This is a genomic window from Arthrobacter sp. H20 (genome assembly GCF_000520515.1).
In the GTDB taxonomy this organism is placed as follows: Bacteria; Actinomycetota; Actinomycetes; order Actinomycetales; family Micrococcaceae; genus Arthrobacter_D.
Map to the genome: position 1 here is coordinate 1 of NZ_AZRY01000206.1, position 16242 is coordinate 16242.

The window sequence follows — 16242 nt, forward strand, 5'->3', positions numbered from 1 at the left end:
TGCTGCCCCCCTCACCATCAGCGTCATCGCACTGGGCGCCATTGTCGCCGACCTGCTCGGGGTTCCGTGGAGCCTTTGGGTGCTGATCGTCCCCGTGGTGGTTCTCAGCGTGGGTGGAGTAGCTGTCCGATTCTTGTGGCGCCGCACCCATATGGGCGCTCAAGCCGCCGGGCGGCATTCGCTCGAACTCTCTATCGCCTTCGGAACGGCCCTAGCACTTGCTGCCGCGTTGATTGGTTGGCGACTGATTGAGATCATCGGCGCCCCCGAAAATGTCTCTCAGACCTACGACGCTGGATTTCACCTGAACGCTTTGCAGTTCATAAGTGACACTGGATCGGCGTCTTCACTCACCCTGGGCGGGTTGACGACGGCCGGGGCAGACCCGTATTTCTATCCCGGGGCCTGGCACGGCTTCGTGTCACTCCTAGCCCAACTCACACAGGCCGGGATCCCACTGGCAGTCACCGCGTCCAGCCTGGTTATCGCGGCTGTGGTTTGGCCCCTTGGCTGCATGTTCATGTGCACCCGAATCACTGGGAACCGGCCCATCCCATTGCTGGTCACAGGTGTGCTTTCGGCTGCTTTTGGTGCTTTCCCTTACCTCATGCTGGATTTTGGTGTACTGTACCCGAATTTCCTTTCCATAGCCTTGCTCCCCACCTCAATTGGTCTCGCCGCGATGGTCCTGCGGTTCAGCGCTGACAATCATCAGAAGTGGCTAGTCAGTGTGCTGGCCTTCGCCGTCACCATTCCCGGTCTCGCACTCGCGCATCCCAGCACACTAATGGCCCTCCTCGCGCTTCTGCTGCCGATGGGCACCGTTGCCCTTGTCCGGCATTGGCGCCAACTCCATCAAGTGGGATCCGGGGCATGGCGATACTTGCCTTCGCTAGCCTTCCTGTCCACCTACGCTTTTGCGGTCTATCTCCTCTGGCTGAGGCTTCGGCCCGGGGAGGCAGCCTCCGATTGGGAGCCGTTCCAGACCCCCGCGCAGGCGTTAGGTGAGGTTGTCGCCTCCGCCCCTCAAAGCCGTCCGATCGCAACGATGGTCATGATTCTTCTCCTGGCCGGGATCTTCCACGTTTTCCAGCGTCGCGGAGGATGGTGGGGGTTGGGTCTCTTCCTGGTGACTGGCTACCTGTTCGTGGTAGTGACAGGCTTCCCGCAGGACGACTTCCGTTCCCTGGTGACTGGTGTCTGGTACAACGACAGCTTCCGTCTCACGGCGCTACTGCCTGTCACCACAATCATTCTTGCAGTCGTCGGCGGATCCTGGATCGTCGCTACCCTGGTGGCACGCTTCCAGCCGGCCACGCCGCTTCCCAGCGAAACCGGGCACCGGGTGGCGGTACCGGCAGCTGCCGTATTGGTTGCCACGATCGCGATTATTACCGTCGGAAGCCAAGGCAAACAGATTCAGCAAACGGTGACCACCGCCCAGGAGAGCTATGAGCTAACCGACGATTCGGACTTCCTGTCCATCGACGAGCTAACGCTGATTGAACGGCTACCGGACCAGTTACCGGACGACGCCGTTATCGCAGGCAACCCATGGACCGGAACAGCTTACGTGTACGCCCTGACCGGCATACCGACGCTGACACCCCATGTTGGCTCTACCGGAACCGAAGACACCCTGAGAATTCTTACCAGGCTACACAACGCTGCCGTGGATCCGCAGGTCTGCGAATTAGTAGCGAAGCTCAACAGCTACTACGTTTTGGAGTTCGACGGACCCGAGCTACATCTCGGGGATCACAACTACCCCGGCGTCGAGGATCTGGACGCGAAGCCCGGGTTCCAGCTACTCGATTCAGAGGGTGACGCCCACCTCTACGAAGTGACCGCCTGCTCCTAGCGAAAGAGCTAGATCGACCCGCCACGTAGGTGAGCGACAGCGTCGTCAACCTTGCCATCAAAGACGATCTTACCGTGGGCCAGGATGACTCCTCGCTCGCAAACCTTTGCGACCAGGTCCAAGTCGTGGCTGACGACGACGAGCGTTTTACCTGCCGCTGCGAGTTCCATGATCTTGGCAATGCACTTCTTCTGGAACGGCTCATCCCCGACTGCAAGAATCTCGTCAACCAGGAAGACTTCAGGGTTGGTATGGACTGCCACTGAGAAGGCCAGCCGCAAATACATACCCGATGAGTAGAACTTCACCTCGGTATCGATGAACTGACCAATTTCCGAGAAGTCGACGATCGCATCGAAAAGGTCGTCAATCTGCTGCTCGGTCATTCCAAGGATGGCTCCGTTGAGGTAGACGTTGTCACGGCCGCTGAGATCAGGGTGGAAACCAGCACCAACCTCGATCAGCCCGGCCACTCGTCCCCTGGTCCGCACCGTCCCGGTATCCGGCAGCATAACCCCTGAGATGTGCTTCAGGAGAGTCGATTTGCCCGATCCGTTGAGTCCTAGCAAGGCCACCGATTCACCCTGGCGGATATCCAGCGAGACGTCCTCAAGCGCGTGGAACTTCTGGGAGAGGTCGCCCTTGCGCCCCTTGACCAGCCAGACGAACGCTTCCTTGATAGAGCGGGTATGGCGCAGCACAAACTGTTTGGAAATATCACTGACTTCAATGGCGGTCGTCACGGGTCACAACTCCTGGGCAAAGCGGCCTTCGAGCCGCCGGAAGGTCCATTGGCCCAAAACAGTCACCAGAAGGGCGGTTGCCAATCCGATCGGGAGCCACATATCGAGCAGGTTGGGCGGGACGGCGATGGTCGCGTCGGTGACCTCCGACGTCGTCGGGAGCCAGAAGGCGAAATGGAAGAGCTCAACGGCAATCGTCAGCGGATTCGCCTGATAGAGCACGAGGAGCACGGACGCTGTTCCGGTGGAGAACGCCGTCGCCAGTCCGTCCCGAACCATGGTCCAGGTGTAGAGCACCGGAGAAGCCCACGTGGCGATCATCAGGAGCATGTCAACGAAGTTCTCGCTGTCCCTGAAGTACACGTTGGCAGCGCCGAAGAACAGCCCCAAGCCGGTCGCGAGCAGAGCCACGATAACGAACCCCGCGACCGCTGCGACAATCTGGAAAAAACCAGGGGTCCACCCGGCAAAAAGACAGGCCACCAGCAGGACCAGGAGTTGCGGCAGGAAGTGCACCGCGGACACCCAGACCGACGCAACCGGGAACAGCTCCCGGGGCAGGTAGATCTTCTTGATCAGCCCTCCGTTGCCTACCACCGAGCGGGAGGCATTGCCGAGCGCCTCGTTGAAGAAGTTGATGAGAACAATCCCGGAGAACAGGTAAATCGCATAGTTCTCGGTGTTCCGGTTCATCCCAAGGAAAACCCCCAGCGCAAACCAGAACACCAGGAACTGCACTCCCGGCTTGACGTAGGACCAGAGGATCCCTAGAACCGAGCCGCGATACCTGACCTTGAGTTCTTTGGCGACCAGGAGCTTCAGGAGGAAGCGGGACCGCAGGACGTCGCGGAGACCGGCACCCAGACCGGGTGTGGTGAGTTCGCTGGTGCTCAACCGCTATCCGCTCTTCTCGGAGTTTTCTTCGAAGGTCTTCTTCCAGGCTTCAAAGGACGTGATCTCCCCGGCTGCTGCCTTGTACCTGGCGCTCAGCTGCGGCCAGTTCCGGAGGATCTCGGCGTTCAGCCGGCCGGCTTCGGTGAGCATGGCGCGCAACTTTTTGGGATCCCGCTGGTACCAGGATGCCCCGCTGCCCTCGGCGTTGGACACCACTGCACTGTCGTACTGCGACATCCGCCACCACTTGTTGTCCTGATGGGCGACGAAAGCCTGCGGTCGTTCCCGGCTCGAATCCTGCACCGGTTTGCTCAGCTGGCGGACGATTGTCTTCGCAGCCCAAGGCACCAGGGTGGCGTAGGACGGCGCGCGGAAGCCCTGTCCTTGCCTCGGCGGCTTGTCCATCCGTGCGCCCGGGAAGGCATCGGGGTCGGTCTTGAACTGGGAATCGGGGAAGTCCTTGGTCATGCCGCGAATGTCCGTGAGCTTTGTCGGCAGGACATCGTGGAGCTGCTCCGGGCCCTTGAGGATGTCCTGGAGGGCCATGATCCTGCCGCGGGCCGTGAAATACTGCATAGAGATCAGGTGCTTGATGTCCATATACCCCGATTCGCGCACCACGCGACCACCATGCTCATACGGGCTATGGATCAGCGCAGCGATCATCCGGTTGCGGGTATGGAAGTAGGCCTGCCAGCCCACCAGGTCGTCCTTGTCGATCCACGACACGTGCCAGACCGCTGAACCGGGCATCGAAACCGTCGGGTAGCCGGCAGCCTTGGCTCGCAAACCGTATTCGGCGTCGTCCCACTTGATGAAGACGGGCAGGGAAAGGCCAATGTCCCTGATGACCGCCGTCGGGATCAGGCACATCCACCAGCCGTTGTAGTCGACGTCGACGCGTCGGTGCAGCCACGGGGTGTGGCGAAGGTTCGACCTGACGAAGTCGTGGCCCAGCTCCTGGCCAGCCACCGGCTGGTCCGGCTGGAATCGCCAGGGGTTCACCGTCTCACCGAAAGTGTGGAGAACGGTCCGGTTGTAAAGATCAAACATGTGTCCGCCGACGATGGTCGGGGTTTTGCAGTGATCGGCAAACGTCAGCAGCCGGGCAATGCTCTCAGGCTCAATGACGACGTCGTCGTCCAGCAGCAGGGCGTAGTCGCTGCCGTTTTCGACTGCCTCATACATGCCCCGGGCAAATCCGCCCGACCCGCCAAGGTTGGCCTGGTTAATGATGCGCAGCTTGCCGTGAAGGGCAGCTTCGACCTCGGCAAACCCTGGCTGATCAGCAACCTTCTGCGTGCCCTGATCCACAACGAGGATTTCCTTCAGTGGAGCAAGGGACTCGGGGTGGTTGGCCAGGATGGACAGATTGTTCAGGCAGAAGTCAGGCTTGTTCAGGGTAGTGATCTCAAGGGTGATCGATCCGTGGTCGGTGACGGTGTGCGGTGCCTGCCACTCGGCCTCGTTCAGGACCAGGCTGCCGGATCCGGCGACCAGATCGAACCAGTACCAGCCACCGTCGCCGAAGGGCGCTAGGGTCAGGTCGAAGGTTGTGACAGCTGACTCTGCGACCCGCTTGGTCTCGACGTGCTGCAGTGAGCCTCGCGCGTTCGATTTGTACACGCTAATACCGCCGTCACCTGTGGTGACAACGCTGAGCCTGACGGACTGGACAGTGGTCCACCGACGCCAGTAGCTGGCAGGAAAAGCGTTGAAGTAGGTGCCGAATGACACACGCTCGCCCGATCGGACCAGGGTTGAGCGACGCGACTTGAAGTCCTCGGCATGGATTTCCTTGGCGTCCCCGCCGCGCGACTGTCCACCGCCCTGCGTGGATACGCTGCCATCCATCGTGTTGAGCTGGACGCTCAGTGCGCTGCCCGTGTCCAGGTAGAGCGGGGCCGTGTCCAGATCGCTCTGATTGGGCAGGACGACCCTCTGGAGGGTTTGCCAGGTCGTTTCGCTGGCATGGTCTGTGGGTGTCGTTGCAGGGTTGCTCATGCGTCGACTCCTCCGCTTTCGAGCTTGGCGCCGGCAGTGAAGTGCGGCTTGAGTTTGTTGTCATACATCGACAGCGCCGAGCCGATAGCCATGTGCATGTCAAGGTACTTGTAGGTGCCGAGCCGGCCGCCGAACAATACCGACTTCTCACCCTTGGCCAGGTCCCGGTAGGCGCTCAACTTGGACCGGTCCTCGCTCGTGTTGACCGGGTAGTATGGTTCATCGTCCTTCTCCGCGAAACGGGAGAACTCACGCATGATCACCGTCGCGTCCTTGGTGTAGGCCCGTTCAGGGTGGAAGTGACGGAATTCGTGAATCCGCGTATACGCAGCATCCTCGTCGGGGTAGTTCATCACTGAACAGCCCTGAAAGTCCTCAACCGGGAGAACTTCCTCCTCCAGGTCAATGGTCCGCCAGGACAGGTCGCCCTCGGCGTAGTCAAAGTAGCGGTCCACCGGTCCGGTGTACACCACCGGCACCTGGCCCAGAGTGGCGGCCCGGGAAAACTCGTGGTTGTCGTCGAAGAAGTCGGTGTTAAGCTGCACGGTGATGTTGGGATGGTCGGCCATCCGTTCAATCCAGGCCGTGTAACCGTCCACTGGCAGGCCTTCGTACTTGTCGTTGAAGTACCGGTTGTCGTAGGTGTAGCGGACTGGGAGCCTGGAAATGATCTCCGCGGGCAGATTCCTGGGATCGGTTTGCCACTGCTTCCCCGTGTAGTGCTTGATGAAGGCTTCGTAGAGTGGTCGGCCAATCAACTGGATGCCCTTGTCATTGAGATTCTGAGGGTCGGTTCCTGCCAGCTCCCCTGCCTGCTCCTGGATCAGCGCCCGCGCCTCGGCGGGGCCGTAGGAGGACCTGAAGAACTGATTGATTGTGCCCAGGTTGATGGGCATCGGGTACACCTCGCCCTTGTGGCTGGTGTACACCTTGTGAACATAGTTGGTGAACTCGGTAAACCGGCTGACATAGTCCCAGACACGCTCGTTGGAGGTGTGGAACAGGTGAGCGCCGTAACGGTGTACCTCTATACCGGTCTGCGATTCCTTTTCGCTGTAGGCATTACCGCCAATGTGGTGCCGCCGGTCAAGGACTGCCACCTTCAGGCCGAGCTCGGTGGCCGCCCGTTCAGCAATGGTCAGGCCAAAAAAGCCTGACCCTACGACAACGAGGTCAACGTTCACAAACACTCCTGAATTGTTGGGGGCAGCGCCGACTACTGTGCGCTCTGCCTGCACAAGATTACCGGAGAATCGGTGTGGGGCTTGTATTTAGGCCGTCTGGGCAACAGCTAAACTGAACCCTATGCGTATCCTTAGCGTCGTTGGCGCACGCCCGCAGTTCGTGAAGCTCGCCCCTATCGCAGCGGCCATGAGAGGCCAGGCGGACCACATTATTATCCATACCGGCCAGCACTACGACTCCCTGATGTCGGACGTGTTCTTCCAGGACCTCGCCATCCCGGCGCCGGATTACAACCTCGGTGTCGGCTCGGGTAAGCATGGCAAACAGACCGGGACCATGCTCGCTGGCCTGGAGGACATCTTTGAGCGGGAGCGCCCGGACATGGTTCTGGTCTATGGCGACACCAATTCGACTCTCGCGGCAGCCCTCGCCGCCGTCAAGCTGCACATCCCGGTTGCCCATCTCGAGGCGGGCCTTAGGTCGTTCAACCGACGGATGCCTGAGGAACACAACCGGGTGCTCACTGATCATGCCTCGGACCTCCTGCTTGCGCCAACCGAAACGGCGATGGGTCACTTGGCGACCGAAGGACTGGCGGACAAGAGCGTCCTCGTTGGTGATGTGATGACCGATGTGCTGTTCAAGACTAGGGATTCAATCCTGGCGCGGAACGAACCGCTACCTGCGGGTCTGACCCCTTCGGGCTACTACGTCAGCACGATTCATCGCCCCGACAACACCGACGATCTTGGCCGGCTTCAGCAAATCGTTGAGTCATTGTCCCAGGTGGACAAGCCGGTGTTGCTTCTGGCACACCCACGCCTGGTCGACTTGGCGGCCAGCCACGGTATAGAACTTGAAGCTGGCGCTATCCGGGTAGGCCAACCGCTGGCCTACCCGGGCCTGATCAACGCGGTGATGAACAGCGCCGGCGTGATCACCGATTCGGGTGGACTGCAGAAGGAAGCCTTCCTTCTTCGGGTACCGTGCACCACAATCCGCCCGGAGACTGAATGGGTGGAGACTGTCGATCTGGGCTGGAACGTCCTGGTCTCCGACGATTTAGGTGTCTTGGCGCGGACTGTCGAGCGAGCTAAGCCGTCCGCCACTTTGGCGACACCCTACGGTGAAGGGGCAGCGGCACTTGAGGTAGTCCGGGCACTCGTCAGCTAGCGGTTCGCAGCACCTCTGCCGCGGCACGCTGTCCCGTGACTCGCAGCGAGGCGTTGCGCTCCACCCAATCTGAGCGAGCCGCCCGTCCGGAATCGGAGCCCTGCAGCAGGTGGATCATTTTCTCTGCAACTGCTTCAGCAGAAAAGTCAGACGAGACCCCCAACCCGTTGTCGCTCACCATGCGCGAGCATTCGCCGCCGCCTGCATAGATCACTGGTGTTCCACATGCCGCTGCAGCATAGATCTTGGTCGGCTTGGCGAAGTCGTAACCCTGCTCCGGCACAATGCTGACCACCGCCGCTGCAGCCCCGCGGATCCAGCGCGCGGCTTCTGCCGGCTGGATGACGCCACCGAAACTAACTTTTCCGGGCGCCACAGTGGTAGCGAGCCGTCGCAACGCTTCCTCGGCCGAGCCTTGGCCGAAGAAGTGCAACCGAACAGTAGGAAACTCATCGGCCACCAGCGCGATGGCTTCAATGAAGATATCTGCCCCCTGCCACTCCGACATTGTTCCGGTGTAGACAAAGTAGGGGTAGTCAGTTGAAACGGAGCCACCATCGCGCGAGAACACTGTCGTATCCACACCATTGTTGACGACGGTCAGCCGGCCAGGATCCACGTCGAAGGCCGCGATCTGATCCGCTACTCCTTCGGAGATGGCTATCACCCGGCTGGCCTTGCGGAGGGCTTGGCCCTCCAGAAAGCGCATACACCGAACAACCACCGCCGGCGCCCGGATAGCAATCAAAGCGTCCGTCCACACATCTGCCGCATAGTAGACGTAGGGGCGCCGACGAACCATCGAACTGAGCGCAACAACTATGCCAGTAGTGGGCGGTGGCTCTGAGACGACGACGTCGGCCCGGGAGAGCAGGAGCCTCAAGAACAACGGGATGTCAAAAGACATGTACTGCACGTAGCCGCGGACGTTGCCGCCAGCGTCCCGCAACACCGGCCATCGCGACACCCCGGCACGCCCGTCCCCGCTCGGAGTCCCCTTCGGCGGCTTGGTGGTGACTACCCGGACCGACGCGCCAGCTTCACGCAGGCCGTGAACCAGCGCCTCCAGCCGGAACGCTGCCGCGCCAACTTCAGGTGGATACAGTCGGGTGGCAACCAGGACCCTCGGCTTCACGCAGAGAGGCTTATCGTAGTCTGTGTAGTGGCAGATTCGATGATGGCTTCTGCGACTCTGAGGGTATTGAGCCCTTCGCGCATGGTGACGATGGTGTTGGAGATGCCGAGGACTGCGTCCCTGAAGGCCTCGTGTTCGGATCGAAGGGGTTCACGCTTGGTCAGGGCGAGGCGGGTGATGTTGCCTTCGGAGACTCCCCTGAAGTTGGACACGGCCTCCCATTCGGTGTTGATGGTGCCGTTTTCGAAGAAGGTCAGGTCAGCGGTGAGCGTGTCAGCGACAAATGCGCCCTTCTCCCCGGTCACCACTGTGAGGCGTTCCTTCATCGGCGAAAGCCAGTTCACCAGGTGGGAGGTGATCACACCGTTTTCCAGCCGGCAGGACGCTGTGACCATGTCCTCGTGCGGGCGACCGGATCGAGTGCTCGTCAGTGCCGATACCGAGGCAAACGGTGACTGCGCCAGCCAGGAGGTGAGATCGATATCGTGGGTACCGAGGTCTTTCACGACGCCGACGTCGGCGATCCGGGATGGGAACGGACCCTGACGTCGGGTCGCGATCTGGTAGACCTCCCCGAGGTCCCCGTTCTCGATCCGGGCCCGCAGGGACTGCAGTGCGGGGTTGAACCGTTCAATGTGTCCAACCGCACCGACAAGGTTCGCCTCCTCGAAAGCGTCGACGAGGCGTTGCCCGCCGTCGATCGTCGACGCGATCGGCTTTTCGACCATGGTGTGGACGCCCGCCGCAGCCAACGCCAGCCCCACCTCCTCATGGAGCCCGGTCGGCACAGCGCAGACGGCCATGTCGAGGCCCCTGGCAATGAGCTCATCAACCGATCCGCAAAGCGGCAGGGATCCCGCGACACCGTGCGGGTCGCCGAACGCGTCAGCGACGGCAACGAGTTCAAGACCCTCAACCTCCCGGATCATCCGGGCGTGGTGGCGACCCATCATGCCGAGTCCGATCAGACCAACTTTCAGATTCGCCATGCTTAGGCCCCTGCCGTGGTGAGTGCGTTGACCGCTTCGACGATACGTTCCAGATCTTCCTGATCCAGCGACGGATGAACCGGCAAAGACAATACTTCCTGGGCCGCAATCTCCGTGTTCGGCAGGTCCTCTTCACGCATGAAGGACGGCAGCCGGTGATTAGGGATCGGGTAATACACCCCTGAGCCGATCTGGTAGTCCTCCTTCAAGGCCGACGCGAGCTTGTCCCGGGCAGCAGCACCGCCGTCGACCCGCACCGTGTACTGGTGGTAAACGTGCTCGGCTCCTTGAGCCACGACCGGGGTGCGGACCCCGGTGAGGTTCGTGTCAAGGAACGCAGCATTTGCCTTCCGCTGAGCGGTCCAGCCCATCACCTTGGTCAACTGCACCCGCCCGATCGCTGCATGCAGGTTAGTCATCCGGGAGTTGAAACCCACCAACTCGTTCTCGTACTGGCGTTCCATCCCCTGGTTCCGCAGCAACCGAAGGTTACGCTCGATGGTCGCGTCTCCAGTGGAGACCATCCCGCCCTCACCCGAGGTCATGTTCTTCGTCGGATACAGCGAGAACATCGCGAAGTCCCCGAACGTGCCGACCTTGCGGCCATCCATCCCGGCGCCGTGGGCTTGCGCGGCGTCTTCGAACAAACCAATTGAATGCTGATCGGCCAGGGCGCGGAACGCGATAATGTTCGCCGGGTGCCCATACAGATGCACCGGCATGATGCCCTTGGTCCGCTCCGTGATCAGCGACTCCACATGCAAGATGTCCAGGCAATAATGATCCAGTTCAATATCAGCGAAGACCGGTGTCGCACCGGTCAGGGCCACCGAATTCGCCGTCGCAGCGAAAGTGAAAGACGGCACGATCACCTCATCGCCCGGGCCCACCCCCGCGGCCAACAGTCCCAGGTGCAGCCCCGACGTCCCGGAGTTCACCGCCACCGCCGCACGGCCATCGAGGAGGACGTCGGAGAACTCGGTTTCGAAGGACGCGACTTCAGCGCCCTGGGCAAGCATCCCCGAGAGCAGCACAGCATCCACTGCCGCCCGCTCGTCGTCCCCTACAATCGGCTTCGCCGCCGGAATAAACCCTTTACTCATGCCTCTACCTCTACTGGTTTCAGTGTTGAATCCGCTGAACTCGGTGGTGAATCCGCTGCTGTAGTTTCCTCATACTTTTCCCCGGTCGCCGGGCACACCCAGAAACCCGCTTCCTGCCGCAACGGGTGGCCGGCCTTCCCGACCCAGCCCACCCTTTTCGCGGGGGCCCCTACCATCAGGGCATACGCTGGAACATCCTTGGTGACGACGGCGCCGGCCGCAACGGTAGCCCATTCCCCGATGGTCACCGGTGCAACACACACGGCCCGGGCACCAATGGACGCCCCATCACCGATCGTAACCCCCACCGGGGTCCAGTCATGGGCACTCTTGAGCCCACCGTCCGGTGACACCGACCGCGGATACGTGTCATTGGTCAGCACCACAGCCGGACCGATGAACACCCCGCTCCCCAACGACGCCGGCTCATAAACCAAAGCGTAGTTCTGGATCTTGGAGTTAGCGCCAACCTGGACGCCGGTGCCGATATACGCACCGCGGCCCACAATGCAGTTCTCTCCGAGGACTGCATCCTCGCGCACCTGGGCCAGGTGCCACACCTTGGTCCCCTCACCCAGGCTGGCTTTCGCCGACACATCGGCTCCGTCCGCTATGAAGCTCATCGAATCCTTCTTCCGTAGTGAACCGCGTTTCGCAAAAAATCAGGCTTTGCCGATGACCCGGTACAGCACACCATCCCAGTGCTCGGCCGAACTGACCCGACGCCCATCAATGAACGCCTTCACCCCCGGCAGATCCGCCGGACCCAACGACGCGTACGACTTGTGGTTAGCCTGCACCACCGCAGCATCGATCGGCTCACCCAGGTGGTAAGCCTCGAAACCCAGACGCTGCAGTTCCTCATCGGTGTACATCGGATCATGCACCACCGCGGTAGCACCGCGGGCCTTCAACGCCTCAACCGCAGCAAACACCCCGGAAAACGCTGTCTCCTTCACCTCACCGCGATACGCGGCTCCGAGCACCACCACCCGCGCACCCTCAAGGTCGCCGTACGCGCCCTCCAGCAGCCCAATCGTGTAATCGGGCATGCTTGCGTTCGCCTCACGCGCGGCACGCACCACGGTGGCGTCAGGATCATTCCACAGGTACAAGCGCGGGTACACCGGGATGCAATGACCACCGACCGCGATACCCGGCTGATGGATGTGGCTGTAGGGCTGCGAGTTCGACGCATCGATGACCTGATAAATATCGATCCCGGTCATCGCGGCAAACCGGGCAAACTGATTAGCCAGACCGATGTTCACGTCGCGGTACGTCGTCTCAGCCAACTTGGATAACTCCGACGCCTCAGCGGAACCCAGATCCCACACCCCATTCCCCCGAGCCAGATCGGGACGCTCATCAAAATCGAGGACGGCCTCGTAGAACTCGACAGCCGTCGCAGCGCCGGTTGGGGACAACCCACCCACCAGCTTCGGGTACTTCCGCAAATCCTCGAACACCCGGCCCGTCAGCACCCGCTCAGGGGAGAACACCAGATGGAAATCCTCACCCTCGACCAGGCCCGAACCTTCCTCAAGCATCGGCTTCCACCGCGTCCGGGTAGTACCCACCGGAAGCGTCGTCTCAAACGACACCAGCGTGCCCGGCGTCAAATGCTTCGCAAGCTCAGCGGTTGCCGCATCCATCCACCCAAAATCAGGCTTCGCATCCTCATCAACGAACAGCGGAACCACCAACACCACAGCATCAGCACCAGGCACCGCATCCGCGTAATCAGTAGTAGCCCGCAACTTCCCCGCCGGGACCAACTCCGAAAGCTTCTCCTGCAGATGCGCCTCACCCGGGAACGGCTCAACCGCCTGGTTCACCAACTCAACCACCTGAGCATTCACATCCACACCGACCACCTCGTGGCCCTTGGACGCAAACTGCACAGCAAGCGGCAACCCAATCTTCCCAAGCGCAATAACAGCAATCTTCACGAAACAATGACCTTCTCTAGTGGTGGGTAGTGAACATGTCCAGCCGGACCCAGTAGTCAAGCCTATAGGCACTCGAGTAAAAACGCCTGATCTGCCGTTGTCCACATTTGGGGTAGCTATGGACCGTCGGTCTGCTGCCGGTGGATAGCCTCAGGTGCAGAAATCGAAATTGTCACCGAAGGCGTCGCTCATGTTGCTCCATCTCACACTGGTCTGGGCCCCGGGCAGCCTGTCACCCACACCAGCTGCCGTGGAGCTGGTGATTGATACTTCGGTTGTCCAATCCACCCAATCGCTGATTGACGCGCTGGCGCAGACCCATACGGCTGGTCCGTTCACCGTTGCAGGCGAACCGCTCGAGTCACTCACCTTCGCTGTGGCTCCCTTGGTGAATGGCTCGGTGATCGTCGCCGGCGCGACGGTTCGCCCACCGTACCGGCTCCAAAAAACTCAGTGGAGACCCAGTTTGGTGTTCGTTGCCTGCTCCGGGCCAGACGCTGGCCAAGTGACGGCGCTCAGACGCGGCACTTACTCGGTCGGTCGAACTGGTACAGACATTGTCCTTGACGACCCTGAAGTGTCGAGGCTCCATGCGTTCCTCACCGTCGAGAAGAATCAGGTGACCCTTCGGGACAACTCATCGGCCAACGGAACCTGGGTCGATGGTTCGCTGATCACAGACACCAGCGTCACTGCCTCGTCGACGCTGCAGTTTGGCGGCAGTCGCTGCGCTCTAGCTCTGCTCGATCACCGTCCACCGGTCGACCCGGCGCCTGACCTGGCTGAGCCGCTCCAGGTGCGGTGCCCGACGCCGCCGACGACTACCCCGCCGATGATCGCCGCAGCGCTGCTTCCACTGGTCCTCGGGGTCGTTCTTGCGGTGAGCACCGGGATGTGGTTGTTCCTTGGCTTTAGCATATTGTCCGCCTGCGTGGGCCTGGCGACCCTGCTCACGCAACGGCGTGGACGCCGCAGTTTTTCCTCAGCACTGGCCGAGGCCGCTGAGGCGGACCGACGACGGCGGCAGCGCGCCGCTCGCGACGTCGGTTCGCTGGCGCTGGGGGCCTTCGCACCGGTGACCCCCGATCGAGTCGAGGCCCCTGGGCAGACTGGTGGCCCCATCTATGTGCGGCTCGGCGAAGGCACCCAGCCAGCGCACATCGTGGTCAGCCCGACCACTACGAAGTGGACCTGTCCAGTCCTCGCAGATGTGCCGGTGACGATTGAGCTACGCACCCGCGGTACAACGTTTCCGCCACCGGAGATTTGCCTTTCCGGTCCTGAGCTCATTGTGCTCGGAGTGGCACGCTCAGTGCTCCTTCAGCTGGCCCACCAGCTCGGCTCAGCGATCTGTGTGGGATCCCCGACTGATGTGCCGGCCGATGCCCGTTTCCTGCCGGGTGTCATCCTTGCTGACACGTCGAAGGTGTTCGAAGACCTCTCACCGACGTCTGACCCGACACCCGTGCTCATGTTCGGCGCCAGTGCTGAGTGGAATCTGTCGCCGTCCAGGGCGGCGGTGATCTTCAGATTTGGCTATCAGCACCAAAAGGATCTGCCGATAAACGCGGGAACAGTTCGCCTGACGGTCGATCTCGGCGACGGCAGGGCACTGCTGCGGGGCATAGGACGGGAAATCAAATTCCGGCCCGATCTGGTCAGTACCCAGTCGTTCGGCAGACTGGCCCGCGCATTTGGAGGGCTGCCAGGTCCTCCGGGAAGTGCTGGTGGGGCCCAGATCCCCGGCGGTGGCTCCCCTGCCCCACCGGGCCACGTCAGTCTCGACCGGATTGCGCCCTCAACACCCGGGCAAGTGATCAGTGCATGGGCAGCCTCCCAGCCAGGTCTCGCCGCTCCGATAGGTCGGGGCGCTGACGGCACTGTGGTTTTCAACCTGGTCTCCGATGGTCCTCACCTGGTGATCGCCGGGACCACCGGATCGGGTAAATCGGAACTACTTCGAACCCTTATCCTGTCCATTGCCCTCCACCACAGTCCCACCGAGGTGAACTTCCTCCTGATCGATTTCAAGGGAGGCGCCGCTTTGCGGCCCCTCCTTTCCCTGCCCCACTCGGTAGGCCTACTGACCGATCTTTCGGCTGCTGCGGCGGCCCGGGCACTGGTGTCACTTCTCGCCGAGATCAGGAGGCGCGAGCGGCTGTTCGCCGAGCATCTGGTGACAGACATCTCCGGATGGCCGGCGCCCTCGAGACCGGTCTTGCCGCGTCTTGCAGTGGTTATCGATGAGTTCAGGATGCTTGTGGAAGATGTTCCCGGTGCTACAGCTGAGCTCATGCGCATTGCCACGCTGGGGAGGTCTCTTGGCATCCACCTCATCATGGCCACCCAGCGTCCACAGGGGGCCCTGGGTCCTGACATTCGGGCAAACGTCACCACCAGCATTGCGCTGCGGGTTGGAACAGCACTTGAGTCCCACGACGTCATCGGGTCCGCTGCAGCGGCTGCCATCCCGGTCGGTCTGCCTGGCCGGGCCTTCCTCAGTCTTGGAACCGCTATCCCGATGGAGTTCCAGGCGGCCTCGTCGAGCCCTGAGAATGATGAGGAAGCGACGCCGTGCGCTGGCATCCTTGAGCTGGCTGATTACCGGCGACTGATGTCCGCTGGCCGTAGTACCTCCCAGCGCCGGCACAGCGCTGGGGACAACGGGCCGGTGAAGCCGGGGCCGGTGGCACCTTCAGAGGTACTGGCACGGCTAGTGGCTGTCGTGGCTCACGCCGCCCTTGAAGCGCCGCCCCATTCGTTGCACCACCCTGTGCTACCGGAATTGCCCCCGGTGCTCTCGCTGGTCGTTGACACTGGTCGCCGGGACGCATCACTGCACTTGGGGTTGCTTGACCTCCCCGAGGAGCAGACCCAGCGCCATCTGCTGTGGTCTCCCGACGAGCATTCCCACCTGGCTCTGATCGGCTATCCGGCTGGCGGCACCGCCGCTTCGCTGGTGTATATCGTTGATCAACTCCAACAGGGCCTGCCTGAGAGACACCTTTACCTTCTTGACGGCGACGGCAGTCTAGGCTGGGTGGCCCCGGCACCTCAGGTGGGCGCGTACGTGGGGGCGAACGACCTCAAACGCGCGGCTCGTGTGCTCAGGAGATTGTCCGAGTTCATCGCTGTGCGGCTATCTGGCGCCCCGGATGGCGACGGAGGTCGCCGCGCCGGTCCGGCGGTGTCGGTAATTGTGT

12 protein-coding genes are annotated in these 16242 nt (G+C 61.6%); 3 read left to right on the forward strand and 9 right to left on the reverse strand.

All coding sequences use genetic code 11. From position 1 onward, the window contains the following. Positions 1-1861 (forward strand): DUF6541 family protein (locus tag Y703_RS22275; protein WP_026551298.1); only part of this gene is annotated, 1861 nt, incomplete at its 5' end. Between the two features lie 8 nt (positions 1862-1869). Here the strand turns inward: Y703_RS22275 and Y703_RS0101340 are convergent. From Y703_RS0101340 to glf, 4 genes are read right to left on the reverse strand one after another with little or no spacing between them, the layout of a single operon-like run. Then, positions 1870-2604 (reverse strand): ABC transporter ATP-binding protein, encoded by a 735-nt coding sequence (locus tag Y703_RS0101340; RefSeq protein ID WP_026551299.1) that lies wholly within the window; start codon positions 2602-2604, stop codon positions 1870-1872. Between the two features lie 3 nt (positions 2605-2607). Beyond that, the gene (locus Y703_RS0101345; protein ID WP_026551300.1) at positions 2608-3498 is read right to left on the reverse strand and encodes an ABC transporter permease; all 891 of its coding nucleotides are present in this window, start codon (positions 3496-3498) and stop codon (positions 2608-2610) included. A gap of 3 nt (positions 3499-3501) precedes the next feature. Beyond that, entirely contained in the window at positions 3502-5502 is a 2001-nt protein-coding gene (locus tag Y703_RS0101350) for a glycosyltransferase (protein ID WP_026551301.1), read from the reverse strand. Further along, positions 5499-6686, reverse strand: a complete 1188-nt coding sequence (gene glf, locus Y703_RS0101355; protein WP_026551302.1) for a UDP-galactopyranose mutase — start codon at positions 6684-6686, stop codon at positions 5499-5501. Before glf ends, Y703_RS0101350 begins: the two co-directional genes overlap by 4 nt. A gap of 121 nt (positions 6687-6807) precedes the next feature. On the opposite strand from glf, the gene wecB reads away from it, so the two are divergent. Continuing rightward, positions 6808-7860 carry a non-hydrolyzing UDP-N-acetylglucosamine 2-epimerase gene (gene wecB, locus Y703_RS0101360; protein WP_026551303.1) on the forward strand — a complete coding sequence of 351 codons (1053 nt, stop codon included), beginning with the start codon at positions 6808-6810 and terminating at the stop codon, positions 7858-7860. Here wecB and Y703_RS0101365 read toward each other — a convergent pair. From Y703_RS0101365 to Y703_RS0101385, 5 genes are read right to left on the reverse strand one after another with little or no spacing between them, the layout of a single operon-like run. After that, a complete protein-coding gene (locus Y703_RS0101365) occupies positions 7853-8995 on the reverse strand; it encodes a glycosyltransferase family 4 protein (RefSeq protein WP_035763349.1) in 1143 nt (380 codons plus the stop codon). The genes wecB and Y703_RS0101365 overlap by 8 nt on opposite strands. Beyond that, positions 8992-9984, reverse strand: a complete 993-nt coding sequence (locus Y703_RS0101370) for a Gfo/Idh/MocA family protein (RefSeq protein WP_026551305.1) — start codon at positions 9982-9984, stop codon at positions 8992-8994. Before Y703_RS0101370 ends, Y703_RS0101365 begins: the two co-directional genes overlap by 4 nt. A gap of 2 nt (positions 9985-9986) precedes the next feature. Beyond that, positions 9987-11087 (reverse strand): DegT/DnrJ/EryC1/StrS family aminotransferase, encoded by a 1101-nt coding sequence (locus Y703_RS0101375; RefSeq protein ID WP_026551306.1) that lies wholly within the window; start codon positions 11085-11087, stop codon positions 9987-9989. Continuing rightward, positions 11084-11710, reverse strand: coding sequence for an acyltransferase (locus tag Y703_RS0101380; protein ID WP_026551307.1), 627 nt, complete (start codon positions 11708-11710; stop codon positions 11084-11086). The genes Y703_RS0101375 and Y703_RS0101380 overlap by 4 nt, the downstream gene beginning before the upstream one ends. A 39-nt stretch (positions 11711-11749) precedes the next feature. Next, positions 11750-13039 carry a nucleotide sugar dehydrogenase gene (locus tag Y703_RS0101385; protein ID WP_026551308.1) on the reverse strand — a complete coding sequence of 430 codons (1290 nt, stop codon included), beginning with the start codon at positions 13037-13039 and terminating at the stop codon, positions 11750-11752. Between the two features lie 190 nt (positions 13040-13229). On the opposite strand from Y703_RS0101385, the gene Y703_RS0101390 reads away from it, so the two are divergent. Then, positions 13230-16242 (forward strand): FtsK/SpoIIIE domain-containing protein (locus Y703_RS0101390; protein ID WP_155849355.1); only part of this gene is annotated, 3013 nt, incomplete at its 3' end.

Excerpts from the sequence above, each read along its gene's own strand:
- Y703_RS0101350 (WP_026551301.1), bottom strand. The coding sequence starts at position 5,502 with ATGAGCAACCCTGCAACGACACCCACAGACCATGCCAGCGAAACGACC.
- wecB (WP_026551303.1), top strand. The coding sequence starts at position 6,808 with ATGCGTATCCTTAGCGTCGTTGGCGCACGCCCGCAGTTCGTGAAGCTC.
- Y703_RS0101370 (WP_026551305.1), bottom strand. The coding sequence starts at position 9,984 with ATGGCGAATCTGAAAGTTGGTCTGATCGGACTCGGCATGATGGGTCGC.
- Y703_RS0101375 (WP_026551306.1), bottom strand. The coding sequence starts at position 11,087 with ATGAGTAAAGGGTTTATTCCGGCGGCGAAGCCGATTGTAGGGGACGAC.
- Y703_RS0101380 (WP_026551307.1), bottom strand. The coding sequence starts at position 11,710 with ATGAGCTTCATAGCGGACGGAGCCGATGTGTCGGCGAAAGCCAGCCTG.